Source organism: Nocardia sp. NPDC004711, from assembly GCF_053601595.1.
Map to the genome: position 1 here is coordinate 104,921 of NZ_JBSGCB010000009.1, position 21,532 is coordinate 126,452.

Here is a 21,532-nt window from a genome sequence, read left to right on the forward strand (position 1 = left end):
GCGCCACCCGAGGAGGAACAGGGCCGCCCCCGCATCGAGGGTCCTCTCCTGCTGCTACCCCGGGTGGTGCGCGACTCGGCGATCGTGGCCTACCGCAACCTGCTGACCATCCTGCGGGTGCCCACCCTGCTGGTGACCGCCACCATCCAGCCGCTGATGTTCGTGTTCCTGTTCGCCTACATCTTCGGCGCGTCCCTGGGCGGCAGCCAGTACCGGGAGTTCCTGCTCGCCGGAATCTTCACGCAGACAGTCGCTTTCAATGCTGCGTTCACCACCGTCGGCCTGGCCAACGACCTGCACAAGGGCATCATCGACCGGATGCGGACGCTGCCCATGTCGCGGCTGGCGGTGCTGATGGGCCGCACCCTGTCGGACCTGGTGGTCAACATCCTGGCGCTGGCGGTCATGGTGGTCTGCGGGTATGTGGTCGGCTGGCGGATCAACGGGTCGATCATCGACGCGGTGCTGGCGTTCGGGGTGATCCTGCTGTTCGCGTTCGCCATGTCGTGGGTCGGGGCGATCACCGGGCTCATGTCGCCCAGCGTCGAGGTGGCCCAGAGCGCCGGTCTCATCTGGCTTTTCCCGCTGACCTTCATCTCTTCGGCCTTCATCTCCGGGGAGACGCTGCCCGGTCCGCTGCGCACCGTCGCCGCCTGGAATCCGATCACCGCGGTGTCGGCGGCCGGGCGCAAGCTCTTCGACAACGGCTCCCCGCCGTCGTTCACACCGGCCACCGGCTGGCCTGCCGACCACTGCGTCGCGTACTCCGTCTACTGTTCGCTGGCCATCCTGGCGATCTCGGTGCCGATCGCCCTGCTGCAGTACCGGAAGGTGGCCAGTCACTGAGCCGGCGCCGGCAGCGCGCCGACCACTCCCTCTTCGACGCCACCCTTGCCGCTCACTACGGCCCACCGGGCTGACCCCGGCACGGGAAGGGCCCCGCACCGGTGTGGTGCGGGGCCCTTCCCGTTTTGTCGCGGTGCTCAGCCGCGGCGGCGGGTCTTGAGCAGCTCCATGCGCTCCTGCAGGAGCTCTTCGAGCTCCTCCTTGCTGCGACGCTCCAGCAGCATGTCCCAGTGGGTGCGGGGCGGCTTGACCTTCTTGGGCTCCTGAGTGGTGCCCTCGAGCAGGATGCCCTCCTGGCCGTTGCGGCACAGCCAGGTCGGCGGGATTTCGGCGTCGTCGGCGAAGGGAACGTCGAATTCCTCGCCGTTGTCGGTGCGGTACCGCGCCATCCGACGCGGCGCCAGGTCGTGGTCGCGGTCGGTCTCGTAGCTCACCGCTCCGAGCCGAGACCCCCGGAGTACGCGATCTGCCATGAGTGCGGTCCCTTCTCGCCTGTCGGCAATGTTCTACATCAGTGTTTCTGCAGCTGCGCTACCTACTGTCAACGCAGCCGCGCACGTGTCGGTTCCCGTGGGAGAACCCTGCCATCCTACTCGTCCGGCGCGCCCACTCCGCCGCGGCGTGCCCTTCCGCCCGGTCGCGGCCGCAAACCGCTAATGTGACGGACCATGTCTCGACGCGTGCTGTCCTGCTGCCAATGGTGCGGGCGGGAGATCGCCGAATCGGAGATCGGACGCCGCCGGCGGTACTGCCGGCAATCGTGTCGCCAGCGGGCGTACGAACATCGAAACAGCGTGAAGGGCACCGGCATTCCCGAGGATTCGGTGGTGCTCAGTGCCCAGGAGGTCTCGGACCTGTCCGATCGCTGGTTCGCGGCCCGCTGCGCCGCCGAGGACGTGGCCACGGCGGTCGCGGAGGGCGCCGAGATGATCGAACTCGCCGATCTCACCGCGACATTGGTGGCGTTGACGCGCGAGGCGGAACGGCTGCGCTGACCGCGGCGTGGCGGCCGGCGGGCAGGGCGCGCACGCGCAGTGCGTAGACGATGCCGATGCCGAGCGCGGTGACGGCGGCGACAAGGCCGAGGGCGGTGAGGGTTTCACCGTCGGGCCGGGTCACCGGCTGTCCGCGCAACGCCTGCCACATCAGCAGCGCCACCAGAGCGGTGTAGCCGAGCGCCAGCACCCCGATCAGCCGGGTGCGGGTGCGCTCGGTGCGCAGCCATGTCACGGCCGGGGCGAGGCGGGCCAGCACGATGGCCGCCACGAGGAGCAGCTGAATGCCGTGCAGGCCCGCGAAATGCGCGATCCGCATGTCGCCGCCCGCGGTGCTCCAGTGCGTGATCGGCATGCCCTCGACACCGTCGCGGACGGCGGGCTGCCCGCTGACGAAGGTGTGTCCCGCGCCCAGCCGGACCGGGTGCCCGTAGGCGTCGGTGGTCTGCTGCTGGCCGCTGAAGCCCATGGTGTAGCCCAGCGCCATGCCGAACACCGCGATGCCCAGGCCCGCGCGGATGGCCAGCGAGGTGGGCCGGTCGGTGACGCGCTGCCACGAAAGGGTCACCGCGATCACCAGATTCGCCAGGAGCAGTCCGGGCACGCCGGTCATGAACACCCACTGGCCGATGGTGTTGACCGCGTCGTGCTGGGTGTTGAAGTGGCTGAAGGTGCCGCGCGCGGCCTGCACCACCACGAAGCCGACGTCCACGATGGCGGTGGCGGCGAAGACGGCGCCCATCCACCAGGTCAGCCGCTGCCCGCGGTGCGGGAACGACACCAGCCAGGCCAGGGTGCCGCAGTAGAGGACCATGGCGATGGCGAACTTGAGCGGTTTGAGCCACACCGATTCGCCCAGCAGCATGCGGTCGTCGAAGGCCATGGCGCCCAGGGAGAACACGGCCAGGGCCGCCATGGCCGCGGTGGTGACGAGCAGGGGGCGGTGCAGCCGGCGAGCGGGGATGGCAGGGGTGAACGGCGCGAGCGGCGGACGATCGAGCGTGGTCATGACGGTGACGCTAGGTCCGTGCGGCCGCCCGCCACGTCCCCCGCCGGTGGGGTGGGCACGTAGTACCGGGGTATGAGAACAGCCCCGGCGGTGTGAGCCGGAGCTGTGCTGCGTGGGTCGCGAACGCCGTTGTCGCGCAACCGATCCGTGCACCCTGCAGCGGGCGCCCGGATGAGCGGTGGGGTCAGTCGACGGGGATGCTGACGTCCATGCCGCGCCCGGCCAGGTAGGGCAGCGGATCGACGGGCGCGCCGCCACCGGTGTGCACCTCGTAGTGCAGGTGCGGTCCGGTGGAGTAGCCGCGGCTGCCGACCGTGGCGAGTACGTCGCCGGCACGCAGCTGCTGGCCCACCTGGACCAGGATGTCCTGCATGTGGCCGTAGACGCCGATGGTGCCGTCGTCCTGCAGCACCCGCACCCACAGACCGAACCCGGAGGCGGGGCCCGCCTCGATGACGCTGCCGTCGGTGATGGCGTGGATCGGCGCGCCGAAGCCCTCGCCGAAGTCGATACCGGCGTGCATGGCGCCCCAGCGGATGCCGAAGCCGGAGGTGAGCGGACCGGCGACCGGGCGCACGGTCTTGGGGCGGGCCTGCTCGGCGTGCAGGCCGTTGAGGAAGTCGATAACCGGCTGCGGCACCACCTGCGGCATCTGCGCCTCGCGCGGGGTGAAGGCGGTGAAGGTGCCGTCGACCTGGGCGGCGTTTGCCACAGAGTCGCCCGTGAGCTCGTGTGTGGCGTGCGGGTCGGTGGCGGCCAGCGCGGTCAGGGTGGCGCCGACGACGGCGGTGACGGCCGCGGCACGGGTCGCGACCGAGCGGTACCGGCCGGTTCCATGCAGACGAGATAACGGAACGGTTACGGGCATTGCTCGACCGTACGAGAATCCGGGTGTCGTTCAGAAGCCGAGTTGCGACCGTCACAGTGCACCGAAAGTCCAGTTCGTGTATTACGAGACGGTAACGACACGCAGGTAATTCGTGGATGACGTCGGCCTCGGGGGTTTGCCGGCGAATTGACCCCGGGAGGGCGGCACGGGCACTCTGCTTAAGTGGTCACTAATGGAGTGCGGGTGTTGAGCGCGCTCGCCGACGGTACTCGCCGAGCGGTGTTCGAAACTCTCCCGCAGGGTCCGAAATCGGTGGGTGAACTCGCTGAGGCCCTGGGTGTCACCAGTTCGGCAATCTCCCAGCATCTGAAGGTGCTGCGTGAGGCGCGCCTGGTGATGATGCGGCCGCAGGGCAACCGCCGTCTCTACTCCCTGGACCCGCGCGGGCTGGCCGATGCGCGTGACTATCTCGAACAGTTCTGGCCCAGCGCCCTGGCCGCCTACTCCGCGGCGTTGTCCAGCGCGCAGACCGAACCCCCCTCCGAGTAGCGCGAACCTGCCGGCAGGCCGAACGCGGCGGGACTGGGCCGGGATCGCGGGAGTGGACGCGAGGCTGCGGGAGCGGACCGGTGTCGGGAAACGGGCGGTAGGCAGCAGGGCCGCGTACGGCTGGTTCGCTGAGACTCCGGGCGCGGCCGCGTCGATCCCGTCCCCAGCTGAATCCCCGGCCGCGGCCGGCTTCGGCGCGGCCCTGCGCGGCGGCCGGGCGTTACGGTGGCGGGGTGGGTACGTCCGTCGTTGTCGAGAGTCCGCGCCGGACAGTGTTACCCGGCTGGTCGGTGCCGCTGATCTTCATTGCGGGTGGCGTCTCGCAGTATCTCGGTGCGGCGATCGGCGTCCATCTGTTCGGCACGGTCGAACCGGCGACCGTGGCCTGGCTGCGTGCGGCGGCCGCGGGTGTCGCCCTGCTGGCGTGGCGGCGGCCCTGGCGCCGGCGCTGGACCCGCCGCTCGATCGGGGTGGCTGCCGGGTTCGGCGTGGTGACCCTGGGCATGAATATCGTCTTCTACGAGGCGATCGCGCGGATCCCGCTCGGCACTGCGGTCGCCATCGAATTCCTGGGACCGGTCGCGGTGGCCACTCTCGGATCGCGCCGGCCCCGCGATCTCCTCGCCGTCGCCCTGGTGGTCGCCGGTGTCTTCCTGCTGGCGGGCGTCTCCCCCGATGCCCGGCCGGCCGGTGTCGCGTTCGCCTTGCTGGCGGCCGCGCTGTGGGCGGGCTACATCCTGCTGGGCAAGCGGGTCGCCGACGCGGGTTCGGGCCTGGACGCCCTGGCCGTCGGTATGGCCGCCGCCGCACTCCTGCTGGCCCCGATCCTGGTGACGCGCCAATGTGTACTCGCCCCAGCCGTTTTCGCGGACCCGGGCACCTGGCTGCTGGGTGTCGGTGTCGGCGTGCTGTCCAGTGCCGTCCCCTACGCCCTCGACCAGCTGGTCCTGCGCACGGTCGGCCGCGCCCGTTTCGCCTTGCTGCTGGCTCTGCTCCCGGCCACCGCGGCCGTCATCGGCGCGCTCGCGCTGGCCCAGCGGCCCGCTGTTCCCGAACTCGCGGGCATCGCGCTGGTGATGGCGGCGCTGACTCTCAGTGCGACACAACGCAACAGCCGTCCTCGGTTGCGCGGGAACGCACGGCCGTCCGAATCGCGGGAATGACGGCGGGCGCGATCTCAGCGGGTTTGCCGGGCGAAGCCCCGCAGAGCTCCGAGGACGGGATTCACCCCACCCGCCGGAAGGTCTGCTGGGCGCGGCGGTCCAATCCGGTGCCGGGCCAAGGGCGTTTGCGCAGTTGCTTGTCGACGGCGTTGACGACCTCGGGCACACCGATTTTCAGCAGCCCCGGGTCGATGTCGTCGGCGTCCGGGTCGCCGGTCTGCCCGGCCCAGAGCACGGCGTGCCGGCCGAGCAGGTGCGGGGGCGGGCCGCTGCGGCTGGGCGGGTTGGGGCCGAAGAGCAGCACGGTGCGGGTGCCGAAGGCGGTGGCCAGGTGGGCGACGCCGGTGTCGCCGCACACCACGAGGGCGGCCTCGGCGACGGTGGCGGCCAGTTCGATGAGGTTCTGCTGGCCCGCGAGGACTCGCGCCGATGAGAGTCCTGCGCGGGTGGCGACGCCGAGCGCGGTCTCGCGTTCGGATTCGTCACCGGTCACTACGACATCGCGATCCTGGACCAGCAGATGCCGGACCACGGCGGCGAACCGGTCGGCCGGCCAGCGCCGGGCGGTCGCGCCCGCGCCGATGTGCACGACCACGGCGTTGCGGTGACTGGTGCTCGCCACCGGCGGCACCAGGCCGAGGTTGCGGCGGTCGGCGGCGATGCCGTCGAATTCGAGCAGATGGCACCAGCGGTCCACGTCGTGCATCTCGGGCTGCCATTCCGGGCCGGGCAGGTCGGGGAAGGCCGGATTGCGGTAGGTGAGAATGCGTTCCGGCTTGGTGCGGGAGAGTTCCGCGATGCCTTCGGTGCCGTCGAGGTTGACGGCCAGGGCCGGTGATTCGCCGTCCCAGCGCAGTCCGACGGTGTCGTGGATGGGGACCATTTCGTCGACGGAGGCGATGAGGTCGACGATGGGTTTCAGGCGATGAGGTGCTGCCAGTGCGATGTGGTCGCCGGGCCGGGCCCGGCGCAGGGCGCGCAACGCGGGGACAGCGGTGAGGAGATCACCCAATCCGCGTGCTCGCAGCACTAGTACAACCGCCACCTGAATTCTCCTAGCCGGCCACGCTGCCCACGACGCTGCGGTCCGCCACCGGACGTGCGGGGACCATTGCGTGAGGACTACCCGGCCCGCACGGGGGTGAAACCCTGGGGACCGGTCCACACGATGGCGGAAAACCGCTGTTACTACCGGCTGTCGTTGTCGCGGGTGGATGGATTACCGTGTGCAGTCATGACGGTCGTCTACAACCTCATGGTCACGGCTCATCTGCTCGGTATGGCGGCGGTGGTCGGCGGGTATGTCGCCTCCCAGCCGCGGGTGTCGGAGCTGATGGTGTGGGGCGCGCGTGTGCAGATCCTCACCGGAGTGATCCTGCTCGGCATGGCCGAGTCGATCCATTCGCTGGGCAAGGACCCCGATATGGCGAAGATGATCACCAAACTCGTGGTGGCGGTGCTGGTTGCGGCCTTCGCCGAAATGGGTCGCGCGGATGCCAAGCGCGGCAAGGAGGTGGCGTGGATGACCCACGCGGCCGGCGGGCTGGCGATCCTGAACGTCTTCATCGCGGCGCTGTGGAAGTGAGCGAGCGCGAAACCGTGAGCGCGACAACCGCATAGCGTCTTCGTGCGTGAAAGGCGATGCCGCACAGGGTGCATGACTGCACCGTGTGCGGCATCGGGCGTTTCCGGGCCGGGCTCAGGGGTGCCGGACGAGTTCGGGCGGGAGTTCGCGGGCGGTGTGGCGGGCCAGGTTCTTGGCGATCTCGGCGGCGACCACCGCGTGCCCGGCCATGGTCAGGTGGATGAGATCGGCCGAGAGCCAGTCCGGGCGCAGTCGCGCGGGGTGGTCCCAGAATTCGGTGAGGATGGCGTCGTGGCGCTCGGCGACGCGGCGCACGGCGTCGGCGAATCCGGCGAACAGCGGGCGCAGGGGAGCCATGCGCCCGATGAAGGAATCGGCCAGGGTGAACAGCGACAGCCGCGCGCCGGTGACGGCCACCCGGGTGCACAGCTGGTCGAGGGCGGCCTCCACTTCGGGCAGCCGGGCATTGCGCAGGAACAGGTCGTTGCCGCCGCAGGTGACGTGCACCAGGTCCGGGCGGAATGCCTCGAGCGCGGGCAGTTGCCCGGCGGTGACGTCGGCGACGACCGCGCCCGGGACGCCGGTGTTGAGGTAGTCGGCGCTCGGGTGGGCGGCCAGCAGCCAGCGCGCCACGCGGTCGGCCCAGGGCACGGTGTCGTAGCCGGGCCGGGGGTCGCCGGTGCCGGCGGCGGTGGAGTCGCCGATGACGGCGAACCGCCGGAACGGCACGTCGCGCAGGATCGCGGCGGCTGCCGGATCGGACAGGGTGAACGGATCGGTGGCTTCGATATGGGCGGTCATGGCCGGGGCTCCTCGGCTCGGATCGGCAGGGCGGCGAGAACGGCTGCGGCGAAAGCGATTCCGGCGCAGACGGCGAACAGGGTGTGGAAGGCGGTGAGCGGCTGGGCCGGGTGGGCGGCGAACACCGCGGCGAGCATGGCCACCCCGAGCGCGCCGCCGGCTTGGCGGGCGGTGAGGTTCATGCCGACCCCGGCCGCGAACCGGTGCGGCGGCAGCGATCGCGCGGCGGCGGTGCCGAGCACGGTGATGAGCAGGCCGATGCCGCCGCCACCGAGCAGTCCGGCCGGCACCCACGCTGTCCACAGCGCCGGGGTGGCGTCCCAGCTGCCGGTGCTCATGTAGAGGGTGGACGCGGCGAACATGAGGGCGCCGAGCACGCCCAGCCACCGCTGCCACGGCACCGGCGCGCGCCCGGCCGGCACCGCGGTGACCATGGAGGCGATCGCGCCGACGGTCATGGCGGCCGCCGACTGCAGCACCGAGTAGTGCCACATCGTGTCCAGCCACAGCGGTCCGGCCAGCAGCCACGCGAACATGGTCGCGCCGAAGACGAAGGCGACGGCGTTGACCAGCGCGTAGTGGTGGCTGCGCCACAGCCCGACCGCGATGGCGGGGCGCGGATGCGTCCGCGACCGCCACAGTGCGAGGCCCAGCAGTACGAGCCCGCCGAGACCGGTGACGAGGGTTTGCCAAGCGCCCCACCCCCATTGCTGTCCCTGGGTGACCGCGGCCACGACCGCGCCGATGCCGAGTCCGGTGGCGACGGTGCCGATCGGATCGGGCAGCCCCTGCGCGTGCCGCTGATCGCCGCGCGCCAGCCGCAGCCCGGTGGCGATGAGCAGTGCCGCGATCGGCACGTTGATGACGAAGACCGAACGCCAGCCGAACCAGTCGACCAGCGCGCCGCCCACGGCCGGGCCGACGGTGGCGGCGAATCCACCGGCCGCGGTCCAGGCGGCCATGGCGACGCCGATGCGGGCGGGCGGGGTGACGCTCAGGACCAGGCCGAGTCCGGCCGGGATGAGGAAGGCCGCGGTGGCGCCCTGCAGGAAGCGGCCGGCGATGAGCCAGTCCGCTCCCGGCGCGAGCGCGCACAGCAGCGAGGTGAGCGCGAATCCGGCCAGGGCGGTGAGGAACACGCGGCCGCGGCCGAGGACGTCGGCCAGCCGGCCGGCGGGGGTGAGCAGGGCGGCGAAGGCGACAGCGTAACCGCTCACCACCCAGGTCAGGGTGGTGGCGGCGGTGCCGGGGTAGTCGCGGGTGATGGCGGGAAAGGCGATGTTGACCACCGACAGGTCCAGGAAGGACACGAACGCCGCGCCGGAGGCGACGAGCAGGGCGAGGCGGGCCGGGCGGTCGGAGGACGTTGTGGCCGAGGAGGATCGGCCGGCGCGAGCTTCGGTGCTCGGCGGGGAGGTATCGGGTGCTGCGGGCTGACGCTGGCTGATGTCGGTCATGACGGGCTCTCCACGGAAGGGTGTCGGAGCGGGATCAAAACAGTACGCACGATCGTTCGTATTTATGAAAAGTACGACCGATCGTGCGTAAAAGCAACAGTTGGTGCGAAGATGAAGAGGTGGATGAACCGGTGCAGCCTTCCGAGCAGGAGATTTCCGATCAGCGGCGGCTCAAGGGGGCGCGGGCCCGCGCGACCATCGCCCGTCACGCCGCCGATGTGGCCTCGGTCGAGGGATTGACCGGGCTCAGTCTGGGCCGGCTCGCCGGGGATCTGGGGGTCAGCAAGTCGGGGGTGGCGACATTGTTCGGCACCAAGGAGAACCTGCAGCTGGCCGCCGTGCAGTCGGCGCGCGAGGTGTTCATCGAGCACGTCGTCCGTCCCGCCCTGAGCGCGGACCGTGGCATGCCGCGACTGCGGGCGATCATCGACCACTGGTTCGACTACGTGGGTGAGCCGCTGCTACCCGGCGGCTGCTTCCGGGGCGCGAGCGTGCCCGAGTTCGACAGCCGCCCGGGCCCGGTGCGCGACGCCCTGGCGGCCGACCGCGACGACTGGTTCGCGGTGCTGGAGAAGGAGATCGGCCGCGCTCAGGAGCAGGGCTACCTGGCCGGGCTGGACCCGCACGCCGTCGCGTTCCAGTTGGATGCGGTTGTGGCGGCCGCGAATACGGCCGCGCGGATGGGTGACGACACGGCGCTGCCCACCGCGCGCGCGATCATCGACGGCCTGCTCGGGGCCGGCCGCTGACCATCGCCGTGACCGGCGGGAATGCGTAATCCGTTCGCGCCCGGCAATTCTGCATCGACTGCACGTCGGCGCGATCCGGCGGCGATGCGTGGCGTGCGTGAATGCGGTTCGGGCGCAGCCGGTTTCACGTGGAGCAATGCCACCGCGTGTCTGGCGCCCGCGTATCTCACGCCGAGCGCGGTGCGTACATGATGAGCCCGACCCCGGCCAGGCACACCAGTGCGCCGATCACGTCCCAGCGGTCGGGCCGGAAGCCGTCGAGCGCCATGCCCCACAGCAGCGACCCCGCCACGAAGACGCCACCGTAGGCGGCGAGGATGCGCCCGAAGTGGGCGTCGGGCTGCAGGGTGGCGACGAACCCGTAGCAGCCGAGCGCCACCACCCCCGCCCCCAGCCACAGCCAGCCGCGGTGCTCGCGCACTCCCTGCCAGATCAGCCACGCGCCACCGATTTCGGCGACGGCGGCCAGCCCGAAGAGCACGATCGATCGCAAGACGGTCATGGCAGCCCACCCTAGAGTCCGGGGCCGGGGTCCGGTCGGACCGCCCCGTGTGCGGTCCGACCGGTCCGGATCATCGTTGGGCGTCGACGTGGTCGAACAGCTGCTGTCCGAGGTAGCCGCCCGGGCCGGGCACGCCGGGCGGGACGGCGAAGACCGCCGAGCCGACCGGTGTGGTCCATTGGTTGAGGGCGTCGAAGTCGGCCAGTCGCTGCTGCACCGGCAGGTACTGGGCGTCGATGTCGCGCTGGAAGGACGCGAACAGCAGACCCGAGTTGGAGACGTGCCCGGGGGCGGGCGCGTCGTCGTAGTTGTAGCCGCGGCGCAGGAACCGCTCCCCGTCGTGGGCGTGGTGGGCGCGGGCGATGTGGGAGGACGGCGGGATCTTCGGGATGCCGTACTGGTCCACGGCCGCGAAGTCGGGTTCGTCGAATTCCCGGGTGCCCGACAGCGGCGCCCCGTGCTCGACGGTGCGGCCGACGGTGATGGCGCGCCCGTCGGCGTCGAGTTCGTCCCAGGTCTCGAGGTTCATGGCGATGCGCCGCAACACCATCGAGGTGCCCCCGGCCAGCCACGGCCGCACCGATCCGTCGTCCCACACGAGGCGATCGAAATCGGTGGTGCCGGGCGCGATGTTGACCGTGCCGTCCACCGAGCCCATGAGATTGCGCATGGTCCGGCCGCGGGCGGCATTGCGGAACCCGCGCTGCACCCACTTCACCGTGACCAGCGATTTCACATGCTTGGACAGCGCCCGGACCGCGTGCGAGACCGTGGTGGCCTCGTCGGCGCAGAGCTGCAGCAGCAGATCACCCCCGCACCAGGCGGCATCGAGCTTGTCGATGGTGAAGGGCGGCAACGGTTTCAGCCAGTGCGGCCGCTGGTCCTCGAGTCCGGCGACGGTGAACAACCGCGGCCCGAATCCGACGGTGACGGTGAGCCGGGCGGGCCGGGCGGCCAGTTCCGGCTCGGTGTCGGCGAGCGCCGGTCGGCCCTGGGTCAGGCGCGAGGCGTCGTCGGTCCAGATCTTCAACAGCCCGATGATGTCCTCGCGCTGTGCACCCGCCACCAGGTCGAAGGCGACGAAGGCCGCGTGCAGCGGCGGATCCGTCGCGATGCCGGCCTGATGCGGGCCGTGGAACGCGACCGTGTCCAGTCCGGGATCGCGATCGTGGTCGCGGTGGGTGAGTGTGGCCGCACCCCATCCGGCGCCGGCGGAGCCGGCAATTGTCACCGCGGCGCCCGCCACGGCGCCGCCGCCGAGTAGTCGCCGGCGGGACAGGCGGGGGTGCGGTTGCGGCCGGTCAGCCACCGTGGGCGGCGTTGTCGCCGGAGGGCTGGTAGTTCTCCTTGCCGCCCGCGAAGTCACGCACCTGCGCGGTGACGGTGGTGCTGGAGCCGTCGGAGAAGGTGAGCGTGATGGGGGTGTCCGCGCCGGTGCGCAGCGGGGCCTTCAACCCCATGAACATGAGGTGGTCGCCGCCGGGCTCGAGGGTCGCGCTGCCGTGGGCGGGGATGACGATGCCACCGGCCTTGGGCCGCATGGTCTTCTCTCCGGCCGCGTCGGGGACGACCTCGTGGATCTCCACGGTGGCCGAGGCCGGGCTGGTGGCCGCGACCAGGTTGATCGGCTGGTCGGAGGTGTTGGCGAGGGTGCCGAAGGCGGCGGACATGCCGCTGTCGGCGGCCTTGATCCACTGATCGGTCAGGGTGATCCGGTCGGCGGCCTTGCCGGTGGCGTCCGAGGCGGTCTGCGAGGAGGAGCAGGCGACGGGCAGCAGCGCCAGGGTCGCGACGGCGGCGGCCGCGCCGACCCGGCGCGCGAATCCGCCGGTGCGCAGGCGGAAGCTGTGGCAGGAGGGCATCTGGGACATGGGAAATGGACTCCGTGTGTCAGGGGGAAGGGAGGTCACCCCGGACCGGTTCACGGCGACACCCGTTCGGCGCAGGCCTGATTCGGCCACTGCGCCGGGAGGAGGCGTCGCGGATCTATGCCGGAGCGAGGTGTGAGAACGGTGCGCCGGCCCGCGGTGGGCCACGACGCCCGATCCCCGGACTGACGAGCAGGCGACGCGCCTCGGCGCGATCGTCGGCGCGGCACGGGCGCAGGCGCGGCGCGGACGGCCGCAGGATCGAACCCAGCGCGAGGATGAACCGCCGCACGCTGGTGATGGCCCGGCGCATGCCGGCCTCGGCGGCGCGAATCACGAGCGCGCCCACCGGAATTGCGACCAGGTGGGCCAGCAGCATCGACGGCGAGGAGCTGTGATGGTGGTGGCCCGGCGACATCGACAGTGCCGCATGGCCGATGGACTGACCCGCCGCCAGCATGGCCATGGTTCCGGCGATCCCGTAGCGGGGGCGCAGGGTCGCCACCGCGACCCCGATCAGCGTGCACGCGGCGAACAGCAGGGCGAGCGCGGAACCGTCGAGCAGGGTCGCGCCGCCACCCAGTCCGTGCGCGAGAATCGCCACCGCGCCGGAGGATGCGCCGACGGCAGCGCCGCGCAGGCGCGCGGTGTGATCCGTCGTTGAGCGCACCGGGCCATGCTACGACGTCGTGTCGGAGTCGATGCTTCCAGGTGGTATGACCGGCGTCTCCACAGGATCTTCACAATCGATGCGAACCATCTCCACGGCGGTTGCCTAATGTCACCTGCATGGAAACCAGTGCGCGCCGGATCCTCGTCGTCGAGGACGAGCCGACCATCGCGGAATCCCTCGCCGCCCGGCTGCGCGCCGAGGGGTACGCGGTCGACATCGCGCACGACGGGCCCGCGGCCGTGGCGGCCGACGCGGCCGGGGACCCGGATCTGGTGGTGCTGGACGTCATGCTGCCCGGCTTCGACGGGCTCGAGGTCTGCCGCCGCATCCAGGCTCGCCGGCCGGTGCCGGTGCTCATGCTGACCGCCCGCACCGACGAAACCGACATGCTCGTCGGCCTCGGGGTCGGCGCGGACGACTATCTGACGAAACCGTTCTCGATGCGGGTGCTCACCGCGCGCGTGCACGCCCTGCTGCGCCGCGTGGACCGCACCGCCGCCCCGGTCGCCGCCATCGTGGTCGGTGATCTGCGCATCGACACCGATCAGCGCCGGGTGTGGCGCGGCGACGCCGAAACCCAGCTCACCCCACTGGAATTCGAGCTGCTGGTGCACCTGGCCCGCCGGCCGCGGACCGTGCTGGCCCGGGAACGACTACTCAGTGAGGTGTGGGGCTGGGCCGATGCCTCGGGCACCCGCGCCGTCGACAGTCACGTCAAGGCGTTGCGCCGCAAACTCGGCGCGGACCTGATCCGCACCGTGCACGGCGTGGGGTACGCGCTGGAGGCTCGATGAACGGCGGTGGGCGCGGATCGGAGGGGGAGCGGTGAGCGTGCGAGAGTGGTTGCGGGCGGCCGGGAATCGGGCGGCGGGGTGGATGCCGCGGCCGCTGGACCGGGTGCGGTCGATCAAACTGAAGCTGGCGATCCTCATGGTCGGGTCCGGGGCGGTGGCGTTCGGGTTCTTCGCCTCACGCATCGGATGGCTGCCGCCGCGCACCACCATCGCGGCCACACTGCTCGCGCTGCTCTTCTCGCAGGTGCTCGCCCACGGGATGACCCTGCCGCTGCGGGAGATGACGGCGGCCGCCAAACGCATGGCGCAGGGGGACTATTCGCGGCCGGTGCGCGCCACCTCCCGGGACGAGGTGGGTCAGCTGGCGGCGGCGTTCAATCAGATGGCCGCCGATCTGGCCGCCGCCGATCAGCAGCGGCGCGAGTTCATCGCTAATGTGTCGCACGAACTGCGCACCCCCATCACGGCGCTGGGGGCGGTGCTGGAGAACCTGGTCGACGGTGTGGCCGAACCAGATCCGGCGACCCTGCGCACCGCGCTTGCCCAGACCGAGCGGCTGAGCCTGCTGGTGTCGGAGCTGCTGGCGCTGTCGAGCGTCGAGGCCGGTGCGGTGGCGCTGGACCGCGAACCCGTCGCCGTGGAGCCGCTGCTGAAAGAGGTTGTCGCCGAAGCGGAGGTGATGGCGGCCGCGGTCGACCGTCCCGTCCGCTTCACCATCGTCGCCGCTCCCGATCTCACCGTGCACGCCGATCGTGCCCGCCTGCACCAGGTCCTGCTCAACCTGCTCGACAACGCCACCCGCCACGGACCCGCCAGCGGTGAGGTCCGCATCCACGCCCACGCCGACCGCGCGGGCACCGTCATCGATGTCGCCGACGACGGCCCCGGCATCCCGATCGCCGACCGTGCCCGCGTCTTCGAACGCTTCACCCGCGGCGGCCGCGCCACCGGCGGCGGCACCGGCCTCGGCCTGGCCATCGCCCGCTGGATCGTCGACCTGCACGGCGGCACCATCGCCGTCGCCGACCCCGGCTCCCGCATCCGCATCACCCTCCCCGCTTCCTGACCCCACCGCATCCGCAACCCGCAGCGCCCCCGCGCTCCCGGGTCACTCCCGCACACCCATCGGAGGCCTTGCCATGCCCGAAAACCCTTCCGCCGCACCCTCTCCCGACCACCAGCCGCCCGCGACCGCAGCACCTGAACTCACAACGAGTGAACCGCCGACACCTGGTTCGGAACCTCGCGAACCCGAAGAACTCCAACCCGGGCCGGGAAGTACCGGCCCGAGCGCGTCCGAATGGGCAAGGCATGGAGCGCCGCAGCCAGAGCGGGGAGCGCCCGAACCGTGGACAACTGCAGTGGCGACCCCTGATCCGGCGAGCCCTGCTGTGGCGACTCCGTCCAAGGCGAGCGCTGATGGGGCGACCCCTGTGATCGTGCCCCCCGGGCAGTGGTCCGCCCCCGCACTGCCGGCAGTTCCGACCGTTCCCGGCCAGCAGTGGCCCCCGCTCGCCCCGCCGACACAACCGGACGGTTCGTCCACAGTGCGCGCCGGCGTCACGAATTCTGTGCCACCCCAGCCGATTCCGCCTCGCTCGGCGCGGGTGTCCGTGCCGAGCGGTTTGCTGGCCGCTACCGCCGCGGCAGGATGTGCCGGGGCGATCCTGGTGCCCGTCGACCGTCCCGGTGTCGGATGGCTGCTCACGGGCCTGGTGATCACGGGCGCGGTGTACGCGGTCGACCGGTCGGCCCGGCGGACGGTCTCGAGCGAGCACGGCGTTGTCTCGGCGGCGCGGGACGCGGATGCAGCGGTCGCCGCTGCTTCTGGGACTGTGCCCGCTGCGCAGCCCTCTTCCGCGCGGGCCGCGCCTCCCACGTCCGGCACGACTACCCGCCGTCCCGCTGATGTCGGCTCGGTGGCTGCTCCCTCCGTCGGCGGCCGCGGAGGGCCCGAGGACGGTGCCGGGACCGGCAATGCGGGCCAGCTGCGTCCCGGTGGGTCGGGGTGGACGGGCCGGGTGTCGTGGGATCGGATCTGGTGGTCCGGGGTGGCGCTGGCGCTGCTGGGTGTGGGTGTGTTCCGTGCTGCCCCTTGGCTTTTCGTGCTCTGCGTGCTCGGGGCAGCGATGGCCGGGTCGTTGGCGGTGGTGCGGCGGTCGGTGTACGGGCTGTGGTTCGACCTGCCCGCGGTGCCGTTCGCGGGACTGAATTCGCTGCCGTGGCTGTATCGGGCGATGACGGGGGCGCGTGGCCGCTTCGGGAAAGGTTCGCCGCGGGTGTGGTGGTCGGTGGCGGTGGCCGCCGCGCTGCTGGTGATGGTGGTGCCGTTGCTGGCAGGCGCGGACGCGGTGTTCGCCGGTCTGGTGGACGTGCTGCTGCCGCGCATCGATGTGCCTGCGGTGGTGCGGTGGGGTTTCGTGTTCGTGGTGGTCGGGTCGGGGACGGCCGGGGCGCTGTATCTGCTGGCGGGGCCGCCGCCGGTGGCCGACGATGCGGGCCCGGGCCGGGGAATGGATCCGCTGGGTTGGCTGGGGGTGCGCAGATTCTCGCCGATCGAGTGGGGAATTCCGGTGGGCGCGTTGACGATCGTGTTCGCGGCGTTCGTGGGCACGCAGGTGCTGGTGCTGTTCGGCGGCGACGGGTATGTGCAGCGCACGGCCGGGCTGACGTATGCCGAGTACGCGCGCTCCGGATTCTGGCAGCTGTCGATCGTGAGCATGCTGACCCTCGCGGTGATCGGGATGGTGCTACGGCACGCGCTGCAGGACACGGTGATCGAACGCCGCTGGTTGCGGGGCGCGATCACGATGGTGATCGGGTTGTCGCTGGTGATCGTGGCGTCCGCGCTGCATCGCATGTGGACCTATCAGCAGGCATACGGGTTCACGGTGATGCGGCTGCTCGTGGAGGTGTTCGAAGCCTGGATCGCGCTCGTCTGCCTGCTGCTGCTGGCGAGCCTGGTGCGGTTGCGGCGCGGCTGGGTGCCGCGCGCCGCGGTGGGCGCCGCGCTCGCGACATTGCTGGCGCTGGCGGTGGCGAACCCGGAACGGTTCGTCGCCGAACGCAATGTGGAGCGCTGGCAGGCGGGCAAGTCCCTCGACACCGGGTATCTGAGCACCCTGTCGCCGGATGTGCTGCCGGTGGCCGACCGGCTCCCCGATGCCGAGCGCGCGGCCATTGCGGACGTCATTCGCGCACACCTGTCCGGTGATTCGTGGCAGGGCTGGAACTACGCGCGCGCCATCGCCCGCCGGTGATCAGGAGCCGAAGCTGACCGGGGTCCAGGTGCGGCCCGCGTCCTGGGTGGCGAGCATCGTGGTGGCCAGGTGCTTGGACCCGGTCTGAGTCATGATCACGAAACCGGTTGTCTCGGTGACGAAATGGCCCGAGCTCTCGCGCCAGCCCTGGGCGGGTGCGCGGTAGGTGGTCGTCCACGTTGCGCCGCCGTCGGTCGAGGTGAGCAGGTGGTCGTCGAGAGCGGCGACCAGATGGGTCGGGTCGGCGGGGATGAGCGCGGCGGCTGCGGACAGCGTCGGCGACAGCTGCCCGGTCTCGGTGAAGGTGGCGCCGCCGTCGGTCGACGTCATGAGCTGGGTGGTGGTGCCGCCGTCGGAGTACGGGCCGGATCGGCCACACAGTGCGACGAGCCGCTTTTCGGAGAAGGGGTGCCAGGCGGCGGGACCGTTGCCGCCGCAGGGCAGCTTCCACGGTGTCCACGTGCCGTCGACCGATCGGGCACCGTCCGCACCTCGGTTGGTGACGACCATCCAGGCCCGGCTACCGAGAACGGTGACAGCGGCCGAGGGGTCCGGGCCGCCGCTGCCGGGTACCGGGATCTCGGTGGGACCGGTCCACGCATCGCGGGTGAGGGGGCTGGTGAACAGCACGGTCCGTTCACCGGGCTGCACGGTGGCGATGTACACGCTGTCGTCGGAGATCGTGAACGACCAGGCGTCGACGACCGGATCGATGTCGAGATCGATCTCGCGCCAGGTCTTTCCGCCGTCGTGGGTGGCGAACAGCTTGTCGCCGGCCCGGATCCAGCCATTGCGGGCGTCGGCGAACTTCAGCCAGTGGCCCTTGGACCCGGGATCGCGCAGCGGGGCCGGGAGCGGGGCCCGCTGCCACGTCTGCCCGCCGTCGGTGGTGTGCTGCAGTGCCAGGCAGGGCTCGCTCGCGCACGGATAGGTCCGGCCCAGCACCCAGCCTTCGTCGGCGGAGATGAAGGTGATCGAATCGGGTTGGAAGCCGACCGGATCCGGCGCCGCGGCCTCGATGGCGGTCGGCGTCATGGCAGGCCCGGTGGCCGGGGCCGCTGTCGCGGGGGCCGTCGTCGTGTCGGTCGTCGCCGAGTCCGGGCCGCTCTCACCGGTTTGGATGGTGAGCGCCGCGACCACCCCCGCCGCCAGCACCGGTACTCCGACTCCGACGACTCCGGCCAGCACGACCGGATTCCGCAACCCCACCGGCCCGGACTCCCTTCAGCACATCACCGGGGCCTTGTTCCGGGCGGTCACCCGGCGGCCCTGCGGCACAACGGGATCGAGTATGCCCGGTGAGTGCCCGATTTGCCCACCCGGCTCGGGTTTCGCCCAACCGGCTCGAATCGCCGGTGCGCTGGGCGGCCGGCGGGCAGCGAAATCGCCGATGAGCTGGTAGGCGACCGGCGCGTCCGGCCGTGCTGAGCGGATGGCGGCGGGCCGCTACCGGGGACGGCGCGGATGGGTGGCGGCGCGGATGGGTGGCGGGCCGGACCGCGCAGCCGGTTCAGCTGTGCAGCCGGCCCAGCAGCTCCAGGGCGGCGTCGAGCATGCCGTCGAGGGAGTCGGCGACATAGAGCAGATCGATGAAGAAGTCGTCGAATCCGGTATCGGCGGCCACCTTCTCGATGGTGGCGGCGACCCGTTCGAGGTCGGTGCCCGCGGCGACGTTCACCCGCAGCACGGTGCCGATGTCCTTCGGATCGCGGCCCGCGGCGACCGCGGCGTCGTCGATCACGCCGCGCAGCTTCAACAGCTGCTGACCCCAGGCGGGCGGGCCCGGCACCGGCACCACGGGCAGCCAGCCGTCGGCGCGGCGGCCGATGCGGGCCAGACCGGCCGGGCTGAACGCGCCCAGATAGATCGGCGGCCGCGGCCGCTGCACCGGCTTGAGCTCACTGCGATGCTCGGGCACCGACACGTAGCGGCCGCGATACCCGGCGGGGTCGGTGGTCCAGATGGCTTCCAGCGCATCGAGGGTCTCGTCCAGCCGGGCGCCGCGATGGGCGAAGGGGACCTCGGCGGCCGCGTACTCCTCCGGCGACCACCCGATGCCGAAGCCGGGAATCAGCCGGCCGTTGCTGACCACGTCGATCGTGGTGAGCGCGCGGGCCAGCTGCGCGGGCCGATGCAGCGGCGCGATCAGCACATTCGCGCCGAGGGCGACCCGCTCGGTCACCGCGGCCGCGATCCCGAGCAGCAACAGCGGGTCCAGCACCGAGTTGAACTCGTCGGGAATGGTGTCCTTGCCGGCGTAACCGATCGTCGGATTGGTGGCGGCGATGAGCCGCTCACCCACCCAGAGACTGTCGGCCCCCGCCTGCTCCAGCGCGGTCGCGTAATACGCCACCCGCGCGCCCTCGCGGGCCTGAGAACCATGCTGAGGAAGAGCGAACCCGATTTTCACCCTTCCGGTGATACCAGACACGCGATCACGCCAGGCCCGGGGGATCGCGGACAGGATGGACGGGTGGGAGAACACAAGGACCGCATGCTCGCCGGAGAGCCGTACCGCGACAACGACCCCGAACTGGTCGCCGAACGTCTGCGCTGCCAGGGGTTGCTCGACCGGTTCAACGCCACCCATGCCGGTCAGGACATCGAGCGTCGCAGCATCCTCGACGAGCTGCTCGGCGAGATCGGGGAGGGGTCCTGGATCATGCCGCGCTTCCAATGCGACTACGGGCAGCTGATCCGGTTGGGCCGCAACAGTTTCCTCAACTACGACGCCATCGTCATGGATTGTGCGCCGGTCACCATCGGCGACGACGTCTCGATCGGCCCGCGCGCCCAGCTGCTCACCGCCCTGCACCCGATAGACGATCACGCGCTGCGCCGCGACCGCTGGGAGACGGCCGCGCCCATCACCATCGGCGACAATGTGTGGCTCGGCGGCGGGGTCATCGTCTGCCCGGGCGTGAACATCGGCGCGAACACGGTGGTCGGGGCGGGCAGCGTCGTCACCCGCGAGCTGCCCGAAAAGGTGTTCGCCGCAGGCAATCCCGCGCGGGTGATCAGGCCGCTGTGACCGATACCGGCAACATGAAAACGGATCGGTGTGACTTCCGGCCGCGGAAGCTGGTTCGGCGCGACCTCAGCCGGGCAGGCCCGCCAGTTCGGCGCACAACCGGTGCAGGCGGGTGGCGGCCGCGTCGTCCTGGGCGGTGGGGGAGGGCGCCTTGACACGGTTGCGCTCGAAGTAGCAGCCGGACACGGAGGAGACGTCGGGGTCGGTCGCCAGGTAGGTGAGGGTCCGCGCGGCGGTGCCGGCGTCGGTCATGAACAGGCGTTTGCCGAGCGCCAGCGCGGGCCGGGCGAACCAGGGTGCGGCGTCCCAGATACCGGTGGCGACCAGCCCCGGGTGGAAGGCGTTGGCGGTCACCCGGGTTCCGTCCAGCTGCCGGGCCAGGTCGCGCGCGTACAGAATGTTGGCGAGTTTGGCGCGGCCGTAGGCGGTGGCGCCGCTGTAGCCGTGCCGCAGTTGCAGGTCCTCGAAGTCGAGGGCATTGCCGTAGTGCATGACCGACGAGGTGAACAGGATCCGCGCCGGGGCACTGTGGCGCACCAGATCCAGCAGCAGTTCGGTGAGCAGGAATCCGGCGAGATGGTTCACCGCGAAGGTGGCCTCCAGACCGTCCCCGGTTTCGGTGCGCGACATGTGGAATGCGCCCGCATTGTTGGCCAGCACGTCGAGCCGGTCGTATCGAGCGGCGACGGTTGCGGCGAGCTGCCGCACCTCGGCCAGGGAGGAGAGGTCGCATTCGATCGCATCGACCGGCGCGGTCGCGGTTGAACGCACCAATTCGACAGCGGCACCGAGCTTTCCGGGATTGCGGCCGACCAGGATGACACGGTGCCCGGCCGCCGCGAGCTGCCCCGCCGCCGCCAACCCGATGCCCGACGTGGCCCCCGTGATCAGCATGGTCTTCATGCCCGGCCAGCCTGCCACACCCCGGGCGCACTGTCGCGGTACGCCGAACCGCGTATCCGGCGCCGAACCGCCGTCCGACTTCGCCGTTCGCGCGCTTCGAGCCCGGGCCGCCGCGGGCGCGGGCCGGTCAGACGGCCGCGGGAATCTCGCTCAGGCTCAGATAGATTCGCTTGCCCTCCGCGCGCGCCTGCGCCACCATCCGATCGGCGCCCTCGGACGGACCGCCGATGCGCAGCACCGCGTCACAGCGGGAGAGCAGCTGCTCGGCGACGGGATGGAAGATCTCGTCGTAGAGCGGGTCGCCCGGGCGCGTACTGCCGGCGGTCTCGAGCAGTGGCAGCGCCAGCGCCTCACCGGTGACCGCGAGATGCCCGGCGCGGAAGAGGATCAGGGCCGTCTCGTTCATGGCGCGCACATTCGCGGCCAGCTTGACCGGATCGTCACCGGTCCCCGAGCGGTACGGGCCCGCGACCAGGATCATCTGAGAATTCGACACGGTAGCTCCTTCGATCATCGGT

Annotated in this window: 24 protein-coding genes; 10 read left to right on the plus strand and 14 right to left on the minus strand. The window is 71.2% G+C overall.

Going from position 1 to position 21,532, the window contains the following annotated elements:
* Positions 1-63 precede the first annotated feature (63 nt).
* Positions 64-846 (plus strand): ABC transporter permease, encoded by a 783-nt coding sequence (locus tag ACWEKS_RS10950; RefSeq protein WP_452339992.1) that lies wholly within the window; start codon positions 64-66, stop codon positions 844-846.
* A 137-nt stretch (positions 847-983) separates the two neighbouring features.
* Here ACWEKS_RS10950 and ACWEKS_RS10955 read toward each other — a convergent pair whose 3' ends face one another.
* Positions 984-1,319 (minus strand): RNA polymerase-binding protein RbpA, encoded by a 336-nt coding sequence (locus ACWEKS_RS10955; RefSeq protein WP_040857934.1) that lies wholly within the window; start codon positions 1,317-1,319, stop codon positions 984-986.
* A 195-nt stretch (positions 1,320-1,514) separates the two neighbouring features.
* Here ACWEKS_RS10955 and ACWEKS_RS10960 point away from each other — a divergent pair, with 195 nt between their 5' ends.
* The gene (locus tag ACWEKS_RS10960; RefSeq protein ID WP_040857932.1) at positions 1,515-1,841 is read left to right on the plus strand and encodes a hypothetical protein; all 327 of its coding nucleotides are present in this window, start codon (positions 1,515-1,517) and stop codon (positions 1,839-1,841) included.
* Here the strand turns inward: ACWEKS_RS10960 and ACWEKS_RS10965 are convergent.
* Both ACWEKS_RS10965 and ACWEKS_RS10970 read right to left on the minus strand, forming a co-directional pair.
* Positions 1,792-2,850 (minus strand): hypothetical protein, encoded by a 1,059-nt coding sequence (locus tag ACWEKS_RS10965; protein WP_452339894.1) that lies wholly within the window; start codon positions 2,848-2,850, stop codon positions 1,792-1,794. The two genes, ACWEKS_RS10960 and ACWEKS_RS10965, sit on opposite strands and share 50 nt — an antisense overlap.
* A gap of 184 nt (positions 2,851-3,034) precedes the next feature.
* Positions 3,035-3,718 carry a M23 family metallopeptidase gene (locus ACWEKS_RS10970; protein WP_452339895.1) on the minus strand — a complete coding sequence of 228 codons (684 nt, stop codon included), beginning with the start codon at positions 3,716-3,718 and terminating at the stop codon, positions 3,035-3,037.
* A gap of 183 nt (positions 3,719-3,901) precedes the next feature.
* On the opposite strand from ACWEKS_RS10970, the gene ACWEKS_RS10975 reads away from it, so the two are divergent.
* The gene (locus ACWEKS_RS10975) at positions 3,902-4,228 is read left to right on the plus strand and encodes an ArsR/SmtB family transcription factor (protein WP_452339896.1); all 327 of its coding nucleotides are present in this window, start codon (positions 3,902-3,904) and stop codon (positions 4,226-4,228) included.
* 233 nt (positions 4,229-4,461) lie between these two features.
* Positions 4,462-5,391, plus strand: coding sequence for an EamA family transporter (locus tag ACWEKS_RS10980; protein WP_452339897.1), 930 nt, complete (start codon positions 4,462-4,464; stop codon positions 5,389-5,391).
* Positions 5,392-5,452: 61 nt separating this feature from the next.
* On the opposite strand, the gene ACWEKS_RS10985 is transcribed toward ACWEKS_RS10980, so the two are convergent.
* Entirely contained in the window at positions 5,453-6,436 is a 984-nt protein-coding gene (locus ACWEKS_RS10985) for a glycosyltransferase family 9 protein (RefSeq protein ID WP_452339898.1), read from the minus strand.
* A gap of 189 nt (positions 6,437-6,625) precedes the next feature.
* Here ACWEKS_RS10985 and ACWEKS_RS10990 point away from each other — a divergent pair, with 189 nt between their 5' ends.
* Entirely contained in the window at positions 6,626-6,976 is a 351-nt protein-coding gene (locus ACWEKS_RS10990) for a hypothetical protein (RefSeq protein WP_379380628.1), read from the plus strand.
* Positions 6,977-7,090: 114 nt separating this feature from the next.
* On the opposite strand, the gene ACWEKS_RS10995 is transcribed toward ACWEKS_RS10990, so the two are convergent.
* Positions 7,091-7,777, minus strand: coding sequence for an SGNH/GDSL hydrolase family protein (locus tag ACWEKS_RS10995; protein WP_452339899.1), 687 nt, complete (start codon positions 7,775-7,777; stop codon positions 7,091-7,093).
* Positions 7,774-9,234 carry an MFS transporter gene (locus ACWEKS_RS11000; RefSeq protein WP_452339900.1) on the minus strand — a complete coding sequence of 487 codons (1,461 nt, stop codon included), beginning with the start codon at positions 9,232-9,234 and terminating at the stop codon, positions 7,774-7,776. Before ACWEKS_RS11000 ends, ACWEKS_RS10995 begins: the two co-directional genes overlap by 4 nt.
* Positions 9,235-9,353: 119 nt before the next feature.
* On the opposite strand from ACWEKS_RS11000, the gene ACWEKS_RS11005 reads away from it, so the two are divergent.
* Positions 9,354-9,983, plus strand: coding sequence for a TetR/AcrR family transcriptional regulator (locus tag ACWEKS_RS11005; RefSeq protein WP_379380633.1), 630 nt, complete (start codon positions 9,354-9,356; stop codon positions 9,981-9,983).
* 166 nt (positions 9,984-10,149) lie between these two features.
* On the opposite strand, the gene ACWEKS_RS11010 is transcribed toward ACWEKS_RS11005, so the two are convergent.
* The 4 genes from ACWEKS_RS11010 to ACWEKS_RS11025 all read right to left on the minus strand — a co-directional run bounded on the left by ACWEKS_RS11010 (position 10,150) and on the right by ACWEKS_RS11025 (position 13,023).
* Positions 10,150-10,485: a YnfA family protein gene (locus tag ACWEKS_RS11010; RefSeq protein WP_402775110.1), complete on the minus strand. Its 336-nt coding sequence runs from the start codon at positions 10,483-10,485 to the stop codon at positions 10,150-10,152.
* A gap of 70 nt (positions 10,486-10,555) precedes the next feature.
* Complete coding sequence (locus ACWEKS_RS11015; RefSeq protein WP_452339901.1) at positions 10,556-11,794, minus strand: Dyp-type peroxidase; 1,239 nt, start codon at positions 11,792-11,794, stop codon at positions 10,556-10,558.
* Positions 11,787-12,347, minus strand: a complete 561-nt coding sequence (locus ACWEKS_RS11020) for a copper chaperone PCu(A)C (RefSeq protein ID WP_452339993.1) — start codon at positions 12,345-12,347, stop codon at positions 11,787-11,789. Before ACWEKS_RS11020 ends, ACWEKS_RS11015 begins: the two co-directional genes overlap by 8 nt.
* A 124-nt stretch (positions 12,348-12,471) precedes the next feature.
* Entirely contained in the window at positions 12,472-13,023 is a 552-nt protein-coding gene (locus tag ACWEKS_RS11025; RefSeq protein WP_452339902.1) for a hypothetical protein, read from the minus strand.
* A 119-nt stretch (positions 13,024-13,142) separates the two neighbouring features.
* Between ACWEKS_RS11025 and ACWEKS_RS11030 the strand changes: the two genes are divergently transcribed.
* From ACWEKS_RS11030 to ACWEKS_RS11040, 3 genes are all read left to right on the plus strand, one after another.
* Positions 13,143-13,820, plus strand: a complete 678-nt coding sequence (locus ACWEKS_RS11030) for a response regulator (RefSeq protein WP_379380639.1) — start codon at positions 13,143-13,145, stop codon at positions 13,818-13,820.
* An 82-nt stretch (positions 13,821-13,902) separates the two neighbouring features.
* Positions 13,903-14,886: a HAMP domain-containing sensor histidine kinase gene (locus ACWEKS_RS11035; protein WP_452339994.1), complete on the plus strand. Its 984-nt coding sequence runs from the start codon at positions 13,903-13,905 to the stop codon at positions 14,884-14,886.
* Positions 14,887-15,427: 541 nt separating this feature from the next.
* A complete protein-coding gene (locus tag ACWEKS_RS11040) occupies positions 15,428-17,080 on the plus strand; it encodes a DUF4153 domain-containing protein (protein WP_452339903.1) in 1,653 nt (550 codons plus the stop codon).
* On the opposite strand, the gene ACWEKS_RS11045 is transcribed toward ACWEKS_RS11040, so the two are convergent.
* Positions 17,081-18,289 carry a hypothetical protein gene (locus tag ACWEKS_RS11045; RefSeq protein ID WP_452339904.1) on the minus strand — a complete coding sequence of 403 codons (1,209 nt, stop codon included), beginning with the start codon at positions 18,287-18,289 and terminating at the stop codon, positions 17,081-17,083.
* Positions 18,290-18,590: 301 nt separating this feature from the next.
* Complete coding sequence (locus ACWEKS_RS11050) at positions 18,591-19,490, minus strand: TIGR03619 family F420-dependent LLM class oxidoreductase (protein WP_452339905.1); 900 nt, start codon at positions 19,488-19,490, stop codon at positions 18,591-18,593.
* A gap of 84 nt (positions 19,491-19,574) precedes the next feature.
* Here ACWEKS_RS11050 and ACWEKS_RS11055 point away from each other — a divergent pair, with 84 nt between their 5' ends.
* Positions 19,575-20,111, plus strand: coding sequence for a sugar O-acetyltransferase (locus ACWEKS_RS11055; protein ID WP_452339995.1), 537 nt, complete (start codon positions 19,575-19,577; stop codon positions 20,109-20,111).
* A gap of 66 nt (positions 20,112-20,177) precedes the next feature.
* Here ACWEKS_RS11055 and ACWEKS_RS11060 read toward each other — a convergent pair whose 3' ends face one another.
* Both ACWEKS_RS11060 and ACWEKS_RS11065 read right to left on the minus strand, forming a co-directional pair.
* Entirely contained in the window at positions 20,178-21,014 is an 837-nt protein-coding gene (locus ACWEKS_RS11060; RefSeq protein ID WP_452339906.1) for an SDR family NAD(P)-dependent oxidoreductase, read from the minus strand.
* A gap of 127 nt (positions 21,015-21,141) precedes the next feature.
* Positions 21,142-21,510 carry a hypothetical protein gene (locus ACWEKS_RS11065; RefSeq protein WP_452339907.1) on the minus strand — a complete coding sequence of 123 codons (369 nt, stop codon included), beginning with the start codon at positions 21,508-21,510 and terminating at the stop codon, positions 21,142-21,144.
* Positions 21,511-21,532 lie beyond the last annotated feature (22 nt).